Consider the following 13,955-nt stretch of genomic DNA (forward strand, 5'->3'; position numbering starts at 1 on the left):
GCGTCCCGCTGCCACTTGCGCTGGGCTGCATCGATAATGAATGTCGGTGCTGGCTCGTGCGGCCGATTCCTGCTTACACACCGATGAATTCCGGTGGCGCGCGGAGTCTGTATCCGCAGGAGGTAGTGGCATGTCCGAAATATTGGATGCGGCCGAGTTACGGCAGATCTGTCTGGAGGCGGGGGCCGAGGACGTCGGGTTCGTGGCGCTCGAGACCCCGGGCCTCGAGGGCGAGGTCGAGTATGTGCGCGAAGCGCTTCCGAGTACCCGTTCGCTGATCGCGGTGTGCGTGCGGGTGACGCGGGAGAATTTCCGGAGCCGGGCGGCGAGCAGCGTGAACACCGAAATCGATACGGCCATACCGGTGCTGGATCGGATCGGGCACCGGATCAGCCTGGCATTGCAGGATCGGGGCTATCGCGCGCTGTATCCGTCGGTGACGTTCCCGGTGGAGGTGCAGCGGCTGCCCAGCCGGGGCTGGACGGTCTCGCACAAGCCGGTCGCGGTGGCGGCGGGGTTGGGGCATATGGGGATTCACCGCTGCGTGATCCATCCGCGGTTCGGCAGCTTCATCGGGCTGGGCACGGTGCTCACCGATGCGGTGATCGCGCCGTACAACCGGCCCATCGAATGGAATCCGTGCCTGGGCTGCTATTTGTGCGTGGCGGCCTGCCCGGTGGGGGCTATTCACAATGACGGCAGTTTCGACTTCAACAGTTGCTACACGCACACCTACAACCAGTTCGTGAACAATTTCGCCGACTGGGCCGAAACCATGGCCGACAGCGCCGATGCCGGCGACTACGCCGAGCGTATGAGCCCGCGCGAGACGACCATGCAGTCGCGGCGGCAGTATCGATCGGGGTATTGCGTGGCGGTGTGCCCGGCCGGATCGGAGGTGATCGGGCCGTATCTGGCCGATCGCAAGGGGCATCTGCAGCAGGTGCTGCGGCCGTTGCAGAGTAAACCGGAGAACATCTACGTGAGCGCCGGCTCCAATGCGGAAACCCATGTGCGCAAACGGTTCAAGGCCAAGATCGTACGGCAGGTGGACAGCGGGATCATGCCGCCCGACGATGTCGACCCGGCCCCGGAGGCGTCGTGAGCGACGAACAGCGGCGCTGGAATCGGCTGCATGTGCCGGTGGTGCGGGGGACGAAGGAGCAGCCGCATCCGACCGTGGCGGCGGCGCTCGCACAGCAGGCGGAGCAACCCACCGGCGAACCCGGGCCGCTCGAGGCCGGGTGGCTGCGGGAGCTGTGCCTGTCCGCCGGGCTCGACGATGTCGGATTCGCGGACTTGGCGACGCCGGGCCTGGAAGGTGAAAGGGATTACGTCCTGGAAGCTTTGCCGGGCACTCGCACGTTGATCGGGTTCTGCCTGCGCACCAGTCGCGACAATCTGCAGAGCCGGTCGATCAGCGCGAGCAATCGGGACGTGGCGACCACGCAGGAGCTGGCGCACGAGGCGGCCCGGCACATCTGCCTGGAATTGCAGCGGCACGGCGTGCGGGCCATGTATCCGGCCGCGGGGTTCCCGGCCGAGATCCACCGGTTCCCCGATCGCAGCTGGGTGGTGTCGCACAAGCTGGTGGCGGTCGCGGCCGGACTGGGGCAGATGGGCTTGCACCGCAATGTGATTCACCCGCGGTTCGGCACCTTCATCGTGCTCGGCACCATCCTGATCGATCATGCGGTGACCGAGTACTCGACGCCGGTCGCCTCGAATCCGTGCATCGATTGCGGGCTGTGCGTGACCACCTGCCCGGTCGGGGCCATCCATGCTGACGGCGGCTTCGACTTCGACGCCTGCTACACCCACAACAATCATCACGAGCTGTCGAACTTCGCGGGCTGGGTCGAAGACGTGGTGGACAGCGCGGACGCCGCCGACTACCGGCGGCGGGTGACGCCGAGCGAAACCCTCGCGGTGTGGCAGAGCCTGTCGTTCTCACCGCAGTACCGCGCCGGGTATTGCGTGGCGGTGTGCCCGGCCGGCACCGATGTGCTGGGCCGCTACCTCGACGATCCCGAGACCCATGCCCGCGAGATCGTGGCGCCGCTGATGCGCAAACCGGAGTACGTGTACGTCGACGCGGGCTCCGATGCCGAGAAGCACGTGGTGAATCGGTTCCCGCACAAGACGATCCGGCACGCGCGCCGGGTGGAGGTGCCGGAACCGGAGATCGATCCCAGACCGGAGCGTCATGCCGACCCGCGCTGAACTCCGGCGGGATCTGCCGATCTTCGAGATCTACGCCGGGGCGAACGGCGCGCGAGTGGAACTGCATCCGTGGTTCTTCGTCGAAGGCAGGCAGTACCTGGGATTGACGCGGGTGCTGCCGCCCGGAACCGGGAAGGGACCGGCGCATATTCACCGCGGAACGACACAGCATTCGTTCCTGCTGGACGGGGACAGCGCTCGCTATCGGTGCGGGCGCAGGGGCGGCCGGCTGGTGAAAGACGAGGTGCTGACCGTCGAGCCCGGTGCGCCGCATGTCGATCCGTACAACGACACCGACCGGCCCATCGTCGTGCGGACGCTGTACACGCCGGGACCGGTCTGGCTGATGTCGTTCGGCAAGACGCTGGGCCAGTCCATCCGAGACGGAAAGGTCAACGCACAACAGGAACTGCGACTACTACATCTGCTGATGATGCTGGGCACGACCGGCTCGGTGACCTACGCCGCGACGATCCCGATCACCGTGCAACAGCGAGTACTGCTGCCCTTGGCGGGCCGCCTCGCCCGCCGGCGGGGCTACGCGCCCGCCGCCGGGTTACGCGCCCACATCTTCCGATGAGGTCGTTCGGGAGTTCGGGTCACAGGTCCGCTGGGGCCAGGGACAGATTCCAGAACTCGGCGTAGCGGCCGTCCTTGTGCAGCAGTTGCTCGTGCGTGCCCGATTCCACCAGGTGGCCGCGGTCGAGGAAGAGGACCTGGTCGGCATTGCGGACGGTGCGCAGGCGATGGGCGATCATCACGACGGTCCGGCCGGTCAGCAGGCGTTCGATGCCCGCATCGGCCGCGGCCTCGTTGATCGGGTCCAGGGCCGAGGTGACCTCGTCGAGCAGCACGATCGGGGCGTCCTTCAGCAGCGCGCGGGCGATCGAAACACGTTGGCGTTCACCGCCGGAGAGCCGGGCGCCGGCTTCGCCGACCTTGGTGGACCAGCCGTCGGGGAGCCGGTCGACGACCTCGTCCAGGCGGGCGGCGGCCGCGGCGGCCCGCACCTGGGCCGCGGTGGCGCCGGGATTGCCCAGGCGGACATTGTCTTCGATGGTGCCGTCGAAGAGGTATACGTCCTGGAAGACGACGGCGATTCTGGAGATCAGGTCCTCGGTGCTCATGGCGCGGACGTCCACGCCGCCGATGCGCACCGTCCCCCGCGTGCACGTCGTGGAATCGCGCGAGCAGTTGCAGCACCGTGGTTTTACCCGCGCCCGAGGGGCCGACGATGGCGAGCCGCCGGCCTGGCGGCACCGAGAGCGACAGGTCGTCGATGACCGTGCGCTCGCCGTGGCGGAAGGTGACGGCGTCGAATTCCAGGTCGTGGCGTTGCGGCCGTACCGGTTCCGCAGGCTCCGGGAGCGGCTCGGTGTGCAGCAGCGTTTCGAGTCGGGTCAGTACGGCGCGGGCGGCACGCAGCTGCCCGCCCATTCCGGCCAGTGACAGCAGCGGGTCGGCGCAGCGGGCGGCCAGCACCAGGATCGCCAGAACCGCTGCCGCACCGATGCTTCCGTCCAGAACCAGGTAGGCGGCCAGGACCAGGAGAGCGGTGAACGCGGCTTGCACGGTCAGGGTCAGCCCGAGGATGCCGGGCAGCGCCGAGAGCGCGGAGCGGCGCGAGGCGCGTTCCAGGTCGCTCAGTGCGTCATCGAGCAGGCCGAAGCGTTCGGTGGTGCGCCCACCTGCCCGCAGCACCGGTTGGGCCTGCAGGTATTCGATGACCCGGCCGGTGGCTTCGTGGGTGCGTTCGGCACCGGCGGCATCGGCGGCCGCGGTCGAGCGCCCGGTGTAGATCTGCACGATGACCACGAGCGGTACTGCCAGCAGGGCGGCCAGACCCAGCCTCCAATCGACGGCCAGCATGACGGCCACGATGGTCAGCGGTGTCACCGTGGCCGCGATGAACGGGGCCAGCAGGTGGGCGATGACGCTCATCGCCTCCAGCACACCGCGACTGGCGAGCACGGCCACCTCACCGGTCCGGCCGGTGCGGTACCAGCCCAGCGGGAGGCGGGAAAGGTGGTCGCCGAGGCGGTGATACATGCCGCGCAGCAGCGTGGTGCCGACCCGGAAGCCGGACAGATCGCTGCGGTAGCGCAGCACGGCGAACCCCGCGACGGCCAGTCCGAACGCGATCAGCCAGGGCCGTGCGTCGGCGGGGCGGTTGCCGAACAGGGCGCGCAGCAGGGGAATCAGCAGGGCGTAGGACAGGCCCTCCGCGACGGCGGTCACCGTCATCAGGGCCACGGTGCGGCGGACCGGGGGCGCGTATTCCGGGCCCAGTACGCGAAGCAGTGTGCGGATCATCGGAGTTCTCCTTGCAGTGCGCCGGAACGGATTTCGTCGCCGCCGGTTCGATGCGAGTGCCAGAATTCGGCGAACCTGCCGCCGCGGGCCAACAGTTCGGCCGGGACGCCCTGTTCGGCGATGACGCCGTCGTCCAGGACCGCCACCGTGTCGGCGTCGGCGATGGTTTCCAGACGATGAGCGATGACGAGGATGGTGCGGCTGCCCGCGAGCGTCGACAGGGTGCGGCGCACGGCCTGTTCGGTGTGCGGGTCGGCGAAGGCGGTCGCCTCGTCGAGCACCAGCACCGGCGTGTCGGCGAGCAGGGCTCGGGCCAGCGAAAGGCGTTGCGCCTCACCGCCGGACAGTCCGGCGTCCACCCCGATCACCGAGTCGTAGCCGCGGGGCAGTTCGAGGATGCGCTCGTGGATACCGGCCAGGCGGGCGGCGCGGACCACCGCCTCGGGATCGGCGTGCGGGACGGCGAGGGCGATATTATCCGCGATGGATGTACGGAGCAGGCGGACGTCCTGGAAGACGAAGGAGACCGTGCGGTAGAGCTCGCGGCTGTCGAGTTCGCGCAGATCGACGCCGCCCAGCCGGATCGAGCCGTGGGTGGGGTCGAAGAAGCGCGGAAGCAATTGGACGAGGGTGGATTTGCCGCCGCCGGACGGGCCCACCAGGGCGGTGAGCGTGCCGGGTTCGAGTACCAGATCGACGCCGCGCAGGACCTCGTGTTCGGTGTCGTAGCCGAAGCGCACGCCACGGAATTCGATCCGATACCCTTGTGGCGCAAGGGGTTGCGCGGGTTCGGGCAGAGACGGTTCGCCCAGGACGTCCCGGATACGACCTACCGCCCGATTCGCGGCCTGTATGCCGTCGAACCCGTGGCCCAGGGCGGCCACCGGAGCGGTCAGGCCCAGCCCCAGCAGCAGGAACGGCAGCAGATCGGCCGGGGACAGCGATCCGTTGACGATCAGCACCGACCCGCCGGTGAGCACCACCAGCAGCACGAACGGCGGCGACAACACCAGTTGCATACCCGCCGCGATCGGCGCCAGCCCGCGCACCCAGCGGTAGAAAGTGGCCACGAAATCGTCCACCGCCGTGCGGAACGCGTGATGGGCGCGCCCGGCGCCGCCGAAGACCTTGACCACCGCGATACCCTGCACGAACTCCACGACCGCACCGGCGACCCGGTCCATACCGGCGTCGAAGCCTTCCTGTTCGCGCAGGCGGGGCGGGGTCATCATGAGCGGGACCAGGGCCACGGCCAGCACCACCGGGATCAAGGTGATCAGGGTGAGCCGCCAGTCGATGCCGAACAGGTAGATCAGCGACAGCAGCGGCACCACGAACGCGGAGATCAGCTCGCCGGGCGTGTGCGCGATGAACGGGTGCACGGCGCTCACGTCGTCACCGACCAATCGGATCAGCTCACCGGTCCGGCGACGCGCGAACCAGCCCAGCGGAACGCGGCCCAGCCGTGCGGCCAGCTGGCGGCGCAACGACAATTGCACCCGGCCGTCGAGCAGGTGACCGATGCCCGAGGACGCGGCCGTGAACAGCAGGCGCACCAGCAATCCGGCCGCACCCGCCAGCACCACCAGCCAGACATGATCGCTCTCGATCGGGCCTGGCGACAGGAGCACCCGCCCCAGTTCGGCCACTGCCAGCAGCGGAGCCAAACCCGCTACCGCGCCGATCAGTTGGAACAACACCACCGCGGCGAACCCGCCCGTATAGGGGCGCACCACCTCGGAAACACCTCGCATGACATCCTCCGGACTTCGCGGCGACCGCCGTGGTCCGGCCGCGTACCGATACCCTGGCAAGCGTGGGCACCGACGCGCTTTCGGAAATCTGCGGTCCGGCACGGACACCGGTGGCGTGGGTACGGCCCGGCCATATCGGATATATCGGCCCGGATCTGGGCGTCGACCCGCACGCGCCCTCGGTCGGCATGCTCAGCGTCGGCTTGGCGGCGCCCCTGATCGTGCACACCGCACACGGGCCGATCCGCACCGGGAGTTCGTTCGCGCCCGCCCGGACGACCCAGCGCGCCGTGGCCACCAGCGGGTGGATTCTGACGCTGTTCATCGATCCCTCGGGTGCGCCCGGCGCCGCCATCGGGGATGAGATGACCGCTGCCGCCGGACGTTTCGGTCTCGGCCATCGGCGGGAGCGGGAACTGATCGAACTGTGCCAGGCGCCGGTGGTGGATCCGGATCTGATCTACGCGCGAGCGGTCGCGGGTGCGGGTGTCGTCGCCGATCCGCGCATCGAACGTATCGCGGCCGGGATTCGCGACGATCCGGCGCGCACCTTCCGCGCCGAGCAGGTGGCCGCCAATCTGGGGTTGTCGACCACGCATTTCCTGCGGTTGTTCACCCAGCAGTGCGGCACCACGTTTCGCGGCTATCAGCGCTGGAATCGGATGGTGCACACGGTGCGCGGGGCGGTGGCAGGGCACGATCTGACGCGCTCGGCCATGGACGCGGGGTTCGCCACGCCATCGCATTTCAGTGAGACGTTTCGGGGCATGATCGGATTGCCCGCGACGCGGATCCTGCGCGCGGGCATCCGATTCGACCTCGGGGCGCCCGCCTAGCCCTTGTCGATCGCCAATTCTGTTGCACACCAACCGGTTTCGCTTGTTTGCCAACTTCGAATGCGTGTCCGGTTCGGGACCAAAGACCCTTTTCGGGTGGGAGCGGGTGCGTTGCACTGGACGTATCCCACCGGCATGGACGAAATCACTACCAGCGCAGAGGAATCCGAGCCGGGTAAAGGGATAAGCCGGACGGAAGAAGGCGCATCATGCCATTGTCAGCAGCCGACCTCGCCAGCCTGGGGGAGACGCCGATCACCATACGGTCGACGGCCTTCTCGAATGTGTTCATCCGGATGGATGGATCGGGGGTGACCAGCGCGACCGATGCCGGGGGCGGGCGCGTCAATTGCCAGTACACGGCCGGGGCGTACGAGAAGTTCCGGGTCCGGGCGCAGAGCGACGGGTCGCATGCGTTCGAGTCCGTGGCGTTTCCGAAGGTGTTTCTCCGGCTGGACGGCAGCGGGGTGACCTCACAGACCGAGGCGGGAGGTGGAAACGTCAACTGCCAGTACGGGTCCGGGGGAGTCGGGCCGTACGAGAAGTTCCATCTCAGTCCGCAGTCGGACGGGTCGTTCTCGTTCGAATCCATCGGGTTCCCGAAGGTGTATCTGCGGTTGAACGGCAGCGGGGTGACCGCGTACAGCGCCAGCGGCGGCGGGATCGTCAACGCGCAGTTCGCGGCCGAGGGCGGGATCCACGAGAAGTTCGTGCTCGCCCTCGCCGATCAGCGCCTCGACTTCCAGATGCAGCATCAGCAGCAGACGCAATGGTGCTGGGCCGCGACCTCGACCAGCGTGGCGGCCTACTTCAACGCGGCGACGCCGTGGACGCAGTGCACCGTCGTCAATGCCGAAGTGGGGCGCAACGACTGCTGCGGCGGGGCGGCCTCGACGGCGCCGTGCAATCAGCCGTGGTGGCTGGATCGAGCGCTTACCCGGGTCGGGCACTACAACCAGATCACGACGCCGTTGACCACTGCGCAACTGGCCGCCGAGCTGAATCAGTCCTTGCCGGTCGGGGCGCGGGTCGGCTGGTCCGGCGGCGGCGGGCACTTCATGGTGTTGCGGGGCCGATTCACCTCCGGCGCAACCGAATACGTCAGCGTCGCCGACCCCTGGTACGGGGACTCGGACGTCACCGACGACACCTTCCGCAATCGCTACCAGGGCACCGGGACCTGGACCCATTCCTACAAGACCAAGCGCTGAGGAGCACGCCATGCCATTGCAACTGCCCGAACCGCCCGCCGAGGTACCCGAGAAGGTCAAGGGGCGACTGCACGCCTTCGCCGACGGGGGCAAGTTCTCCACCAAAGCGTTGAAGAGCGCACGCAAGGAGCAGCTCGCGCTGACCACGCCGCACGAGGTCTTCACGATGGGGCTCGATGATCTCGCCGCCGGGGCGGGGCTCGATCGCGCCGAGTCGGTGGGCTGGCGGTATCTCGTTAGCGATGGGAACCAGGTCATCGCCAGTGCCGAGACGGCGCCCGCGGCCGATGGATCGCAGGAGGTTTCACAGTTCACCGAGGGGCCGTTCGTGCTCGGCACCGACAAGGCCGTCAAGGTCGTCCGCAAGCTGCCGCAATTGGAGAAGAAGGGTTACGAGCTGCGGCTGCTGCGCATCCCCGCGCTCTATGTGATGGCGCTGTGGCTGCACTCGCCGAGCGACGATCTGCTGGTGCCGCTTGAGCCGTCGCCCATCGGCAAGGAAGGCAAGCCCGTTCCCACGGGGGACTTCCTCGCCGAATTGGGTGAGCTGGCGCGGAATACGGTGACGCCGCCGGCGTGAGTGGTCAGGCCGCGACCGGCGTCGGCCGTCGGTCGCGGTCCGTGGGGGCCGGGTCCGGCGGCACGCTTTCCGGATGCACCGGCAGCAGGGGGTGCAGTGCTTCGCGCCAGTCGGCGCGGGTGCGGAGTTCACGCAATCGCACACCCGCGATGCGCGTGAGAATCAGGCCGATGGCGATGGCCGCGAGCGCCGAGATCGCGCCGCCCGCCGCGAAACCGATACGGGCGCCGTAGGTGTCGGTGATCCAGCCGACCAGGGGCGCGCCGATCGGGGTGCCGCCGGTGAAGACCATCATGAACAGAGCCATCACGCGGCCGCGCATGGCCGGGTCGGTGGCCATCTGGATCGAGGAGTTCGCCGTCACGTTCACGGTCAGGCCGAACATGCCGATCGGGATCAGCAGTAGCGCGAACAGCCAGAAGGACGGGGTCATGGCGGCCACGATCTCCAGCAGTCCGAACACGATCGCCGCCCCGACCAGCATCCGCAATCGCGAGGTCGCCCGCCGGGCCGCCAGCAGCGCACCGGCCAGCGAACCGGCCGCCATCAGCGAATTGAGCAGGCCGTAAGTTTGGGCGCCGGAATGGAACACGGTGTCGGTGAACGCCGTCAGCCAGATCGCGAAATTGAATCCGAAGGTGCCGATGAAGCCGACCAGCACGATCGGCCACAGCAGTTCGGGCCGGCCCGCGACATACCGGAGTCCTTCCCGCAGCTGACCTTTCCCGCGCGGAGTACGTTCGACCTGCCGCAGCTCGGCGGTCCGCATCAACAGCAGGGCCGCGATCGGGGCCACGAACGACAAGCCGTTGAAGACGAACGCGTATCCGCTGCCGACCGCACCGATCAGCACGCCCGCGACCGCCGGGCCGACCAGGCGGGCCGATTGAAAGTTGGCGGAATTCAAACTCACCGCATTGGCCAGCTGATCCGGTCCCACCATCTCCGAGACGAACGTCTGCCGCGCCGGATTGTCCACCACGGTGACCAGGCCGAGCGCGAAAGCCGTTGCGTAGACGTGCCATACCTGCACCTGACCGGTCAGCGTCAGCACACCCAGCACCAGGCCGGTCACGCCCATCGCCGACTGCGTGAACAGCAGCAGCGGCCGCTTGGGCAGCCGATCGACCAGCACACCGCCGTAGAGCCCGAACAACAGCATCGGCAGGAATTGCAGCGCCGTCGTGATCCCGACCGCGGCGGCCGATCCGGTGAGGGTCAGCACCAGCCAGTCCTGCGCGATCCGCTGCATCCAGGTCCCGATATTCGAAACGACCTGACCGGTGAAGAACAAGCGGTAGTTGCGATTTCGCAGGGACGCGAAGGTGGTGCGCGGGGGAGACGTGTCGCCGGGTGCGTATCGAGCATCGGTCTGGGGCGGCACAACTCCCGGCCTCACAGATTTACCTCCTGGGGGTGCGACTTGCTTCAGGTACGCGGGGTTCCGCTCCCTGAACCGCTATCGCCCGGAGGGGTGATGATGACCGCCGGCGCCTGGCAGGCGCGCGGACTCGGATATCGCCAGCGGGCTCGGGACAGGCGCTACGACATCGTCGTCGTGGCCGAGGGAGCCCATTTACTTTCCTTAGGCTAATCAATTTGCTACGCAGATGCCACTGATTTTGGCGAGGCTCACAGCATTGACAAGTCGACTAGAACCGGTTGCAGTTAAGCGCTCGGCACGACGCCGGGAGCAGTCGATCGGGGGAATTCGATGACAACGATGGTGCGCGCGGCGCTGGCGCTGGCGATCGCGGCGGCGGGAATGACGATGGCGCCGGCGCGCGGCCTCGCGGAAGCCGACACCGTCTGCCGCGAGGTGAACCTTCCGGTGCAGCTGTCCGGGCGGACCGAACGGATGTGGGGCGAGGTCTGCGATCCGGCGGGCGGTCCGTCGACGGTCCTTCAGGTGCTGATTCCCGGCATCACCTACGACCATCACTACTGGGATATGCCGGGATTCGACGGCAAATACTCCTACGCCCGGTATGCCGCGGCGGCAGGTTATTCCACGCTGGCGATCGACCGGCTCGGGACCGGCAACAGTTCACGTCCGGCCGCCCTCGAAGTCACGACCGTGACACACGCCGACTCCGTGCACCAGCTGGTGCAGGCGGTGCGCAATGGCGAACTGGGCGCGCGCTGGGACAAGGTCGTCACGGTCGGCCATTCGCTCGGCACCTTGATCGCCGAACAGGAAGTCGCGGTCTACCGGGACGTGGACGGGGTGATCGCGACCGGCTGGCTCATTCCGCCCGGCACGGTCGCGAGCATCGGAATGCTCGCCAGGCACGGGGTGGCCGCGCCCGAAAACGGTGTCTCGCAGGAGGATTCGCTGCCGTTGTATCTCACCATGACACCGGGCAGCCGTTCGTTCTTCTATACGGAGGGCAACTACGACCCCGAACTGCTCGCGGCGGACGACCGCTACAAGCAGACCGACACCATCGGCGAGATGATGACCATTCCCGTTCCTTGGATCTCGGCGGGCCTGGCACCCATCTCGGCCCCGGCCCTACTGGTCGTCGGCGAATCCGACGCGTTCTTCTGTACTCCGCCGGAGCACACCGCCTGCACACCGGAACAGGCCGTGGAATCGCAGCGACCGTTCTACGGCCCGCGGTCGAACCTGCAAGCCCACGTCCAGCCGGGGTCCGGGCACAACGTCGCCCTCTCGCTCAACAATCACGACGGCTACGACGCGATGCTCGCCTGGATTCGAGCGAACTTCCAGGACTGAGTACTCCTGATTCTCACAAGCCCGCCAAGCCCTTGCCGGCCAGGCCGGCGCCCAGGAGCAGCAGGACGGCGGCCATCACCTGGGCGTTGTAGGTTTGCAACCAGCTCTTCAGACTGCCCAGCGGGCCGCGCATTCGGTCGCCCGCGACGGCGTAGGTGAGCACTGGGCCGAGCACCGTGGACGCGGCGATCAGGGTGAAGACCGCCACGGCGACGATTTCTGTGCCGGAGGCCTGTCCGCTACCGCCGATGGTCGCGCCCGCGGCCAGTCCCAGTACGAGATTCTTCGGATTCGCCGCCGCGAGTGCCGCGCCCAGCCCCGCGGCCTTCAGGGTGCCGAGCTGGTCGACGGCTTTCATCCAGCCCGGCTCTTCGCCGTCGCCACGGCCGCGCCACTGGCGAATCGCCAGGAGCACCAGCACGATTCCGAGAGCGATCTTGACCCAGGCGATGACCGGCGAGGTGGATCCGCCGCCGCGTTGGCCATCGCCCGCTTGCGCCACCGTCACGGCTATCGCCGTCACCACGACTATGCCCGCCACCCAGCCACCGGCGAAGCCCAGACTCGCGCGACCGGCATTGGCGGACAACAACATCAGAATGGCCGCGATGATCGGGATCGGCGAAATCGCCACACCCACCGCCAGCGGCAACAGTTCACCCAGTAGCGCACCCACGGCATCAGGTTGCCAGAAGATTGCCTTGGATTGGCTCATTGCAAGGGCTCGCGGCGCGCGTTTCGCTACCGCCACGGGCGGACGGGTCCACCTGGAAGACTTCGAGCGGGCAGCCGATACGACCGGAGAAACACCGAATCCCTCTGCGATGCAGAGGGATTCGGGATGCGTGGTGTCCGGAGGGGGACTTGAACCCCCACGCCCTAATACGGGCACTAGCACCTCAAGCTAGCGCGTCTGCCATTCCGCCACCCGGACCGGTGATGTGACACAAAGATTAGCCGAGGCTTGCCGCAGAACGGAAATCGATGGTCTGACCTGCGGCGTAGCCTGGGTGCCGGGGTTATTTCTTGACGAAAATGCCTGCGATGTCAGCGTTCTTGATCTGGGTGTCGCCGTTGGCTTGGACCTTGCAGAGGGCTTGCACGGAGGCCATGGTGAAATCGACTGTCACGCCTGCGGGTTCGGATTCGTCACCGGACTGCTGCTTGATGAACTTGGTGACGGTGACGCGCTGGGTGTCGGCGCTCTGGGTCAGATACTCGCTGCATTTGGTGTCGCCGCCCTTGTTGAGGGCCTTCTCGACGTCGGAGCAGCCGGACAGCAGGGTCACGGCGAAGGTGGCGGCGGCCGCGGCGGTGGCCCAGCGCAGGGTGGTCATGGTCAGTCCTTCGGATCGTGGCGCGCCGGAGGGGGTCGGCGCGATCGCCCGTCAGCGTAGAGCGCCGCGACCCGGCGACAATCCTGGCTGGACCCTGATATTCGCCGGATATGTGTGAGTTGCGTCACTGTTCGGCGGCACCGGCGGCTCGCCAGACGCGGGCTTCGCTGATATTGCCGCGGCGTTCCAGCACGGCGGCCAGGCCGGCCATGGCGCGGACGTCACCGTCGTGGGCGGCGCTGCGCCAATAGCGTTCGGCTTCGGCGAATTCACCCTGCCGGAAACGAACCACACCGAGATCGTAGGCGGCGCCGGTGTGGCCGAAACTTGCTGCCTGACGCCATAATTCGCATGCCTGCTGGACTTCGCCGCGACCGTGCATGGCCACGCCGAGGTCGTAGAGCGCGCCCTGGTAGCGGCCGAGTTCGGCGGGCGGTTCGGGCGGCGGCGGGGTGGTCGCGGTGGTCAGTTCGACGACCAGTTCACCGAAATCCGGGGGACCGACGCCGGTGCTGCAGTGCAGGACCGTGCAGGCGGATTCGCGGGTGACGAGCATGCCGTAATTGCCCGACCACGACAGCACCGCGCCGGTGTCGTCCACCCAGACCGGGGTCAGGGTGATGACGGCGTCGGCGGTCGGGCACACCTGCAGGTCGATGCCGCCGGTCATGGCATCACTCCAGACGTCAACCCCCATCAACTGGCGACCGCTCAGCAGCACATGACCGGCGTCCACCGCTAGCCCGATGCCCAGACTCCGCACCCCGCGACGCGGCGCGACGGCCCGCAGATTCAGGCTCACGGTGGTGGGGGAGAGCCCGATCGGTGCGCTGTGCAGCGGATAGACCTTGGCTCCGTTCCAGGTCAGCGGCTCGCCACCGCTGTAGCAGTCGGCCAGGGGCGGCGCGGTCGATACCGGTTCGGCGTACGAGTACGACCCCTTCATTGCCCCGCCTTCCAC

At 67.7% G+C, this 13,955-nt stretch carries 13 protein-coding genes, 1 tRNA gene and 1 pseudogene; 7 read left to right on the plus strand and 8 right to left on the minus strand.

The annotated features are described in order from the left end of the window. Positions 1-130: 130 nt before the first annotated feature. Genes LTV02_RS10810 through LTV02_RS10820 form a run of 3 tightly spaced genes read left to right on the plus strand, consistent with a single transcriptional unit; the run spans position 131 to position 2,803 of the window. Positions 131-1,105 carry a 4Fe-4S binding protein gene (locus tag LTV02_RS10810; RefSeq protein WP_233039864.1) on the plus strand — a complete coding sequence of 325 codons (975 nt, stop codon included), beginning with the start codon at positions 131-133 and terminating at the stop codon, positions 1,103-1,105. Next, positions 1,102-2,223 carry a 4Fe-4S binding protein gene (locus LTV02_RS10815; protein ID WP_233039865.1) on the plus strand — a complete coding sequence of 374 codons (1,122 nt, stop codon included), beginning with the start codon at positions 1,102-1,104 and terminating at the stop codon, positions 2,221-2,223. Before LTV02_RS10810 ends, LTV02_RS10815 begins: the two co-directional genes overlap by 4 nt. Further along, a complete protein-coding gene (locus LTV02_RS10820; RefSeq protein ID WP_233039866.1) occupies positions 2,207-2,803 on the plus strand; it encodes a hypothetical protein in 597 nt (198 codons plus the stop codon). The genes LTV02_RS10815 and LTV02_RS10820 overlap by 17 nt, the downstream gene beginning before the upstream one ends. A gap of 19 nt (positions 2,804-2,822) precedes the next feature. On the opposite strand, the gene LTV02_RS10825 is transcribed toward LTV02_RS10820, so the two are convergent. From LTV02_RS10825 to LTV02_RS10835, 3 genes and pseudogenes are all read right to left on the minus strand, one after another. Beyond that, a complete protein-coding gene (locus tag LTV02_RS10825) occupies positions 2,823-3,350 on the minus strand; it encodes an ATP-binding cassette domain-containing protein (RefSeq protein ID WP_233039867.1) in 528 nt (175 codons plus the stop codon). Between the two features lie 88 nt (positions 3,351-3,438). Further along, a pseudogene (locus tag LTV02_RS10830) lies at positions 3,439-4,536 on the minus strand (ABC transporter transmembrane domain-containing protein); the annotation flags it as partial. Then, the gene (locus LTV02_RS10835; protein WP_233039868.1) at positions 4,533-6,290 is read right to left on the minus strand and encodes an ABC transporter ATP-binding protein; all 1,758 of its coding nucleotides are present in this window, start codon (positions 6,288-6,290) and stop codon (positions 4,533-4,535) included. The gene LTV02_RS10835 and the pseudogene LTV02_RS10830, both read right to left, overlap by 4 nt. Positions 6,291-6,352: 62 nt before the next feature. Here LTV02_RS10835 and LTV02_RS10840 point away from each other — a divergent pair, with 62 nt between their 5' ends. The 3 genes from LTV02_RS10840 to LTV02_RS10850 all read left to right on the plus strand — a co-directional run bounded on the left by LTV02_RS10840 (position 6,353) and on the right by LTV02_RS10850 (position 8,917). Beyond that, the gene (locus LTV02_RS10840; RefSeq protein WP_233039869.1) at positions 6,353-7,126 is read left to right on the plus strand and encodes a helix-turn-helix transcriptional regulator; all 774 of its coding nucleotides are present in this window, start codon (positions 6,353-6,355) and stop codon (positions 7,124-7,126) included. 209 nt (positions 7,127-7,335) lie between these two features. After that, positions 7,336-8,337, plus strand: a complete 1,002-nt coding sequence (locus LTV02_RS10845) for a papain-like cysteine protease family protein (protein WP_233039870.1) — start codon at positions 7,336-7,338, stop codon at positions 8,335-8,337. Between the two features lie 10 nt (positions 8,338-8,347). Continuing rightward, positions 8,348-8,917 (plus strand): hypothetical protein, encoded by a 570-nt coding sequence (locus LTV02_RS10850; RefSeq protein ID WP_233039871.1) that lies wholly within the window; start codon positions 8,348-8,350, stop codon positions 8,915-8,917. Positions 8,918-8,921: 4 nt separating this feature from the next. Here LTV02_RS10850 and LTV02_RS10855 read toward each other — a convergent pair whose 3' ends face one another. After that, entirely contained in the window at positions 8,922-10,316 is a 1,395-nt protein-coding gene (locus LTV02_RS10855) for an MFS transporter (protein ID WP_233039872.1), read from the minus strand. A 315-nt stretch (positions 10,317-10,631) separates the two neighbouring features. On the opposite strand from LTV02_RS10855, the gene LTV02_RS10860 reads away from it, so the two are divergent. Continuing rightward, on the plus strand, positions 10,632-11,657 hold the full coding sequence (locus LTV02_RS10860; RefSeq protein WP_233039873.1) for an alpha/beta fold hydrolase: 1,026 nt from the start codon (positions 10,632-10,634) through the stop codon (positions 11,655-11,657). Between the two features lie 13 nt (positions 11,658-11,670). On the opposite strand, the gene LTV02_RS10865 is transcribed toward LTV02_RS10860, so the two are convergent. The 4 genes from LTV02_RS10865 to LTV02_RS10880 form a co-directional block, all read right to left on the minus strand. Next, positions 11,671-12,333: a GAP family protein gene (locus LTV02_RS10865; RefSeq protein ID WP_233039874.1), complete on the minus strand. Its 663-nt coding sequence runs from the start codon at positions 12,331-12,333 to the stop codon at positions 11,671-11,673. A 170-nt stretch (positions 12,334-12,503) separates the two neighbouring features. Then, positions 12,504-12,591 (minus strand) — tRNA-Leu (locus tag LTV02_RS10870). Between the two features lie 85 nt (positions 12,592-12,676). Continuing rightward, entirely contained in the window at positions 12,677-12,994 is a 318-nt protein-coding gene (locus LTV02_RS10875; RefSeq protein ID WP_233039875.1) for a hypothetical protein, read from the minus strand. Between the two features lie 124 nt (positions 12,995-13,118). Continuing rightward, positions 13,119-13,940: a tetratricopeptide repeat protein gene (locus tag LTV02_RS10880; RefSeq protein WP_233039876.1), complete on the minus strand. Its 822-nt coding sequence runs from the start codon at positions 13,938-13,940 to the stop codon at positions 13,119-13,121. Positions 13,941-13,955: the final 15 nt, after the last annotated feature.

The sequence above is a fragment of the Nocardia yamanashiensis genome, from assembly GCF_021183565.1.
In the GTDB taxonomy this organism is placed as follows: Bacteria; Actinomycetota; Actinomycetes; order Mycobacteriales; family Mycobacteriaceae; genus Nocardia; species Nocardia yamanashiensis.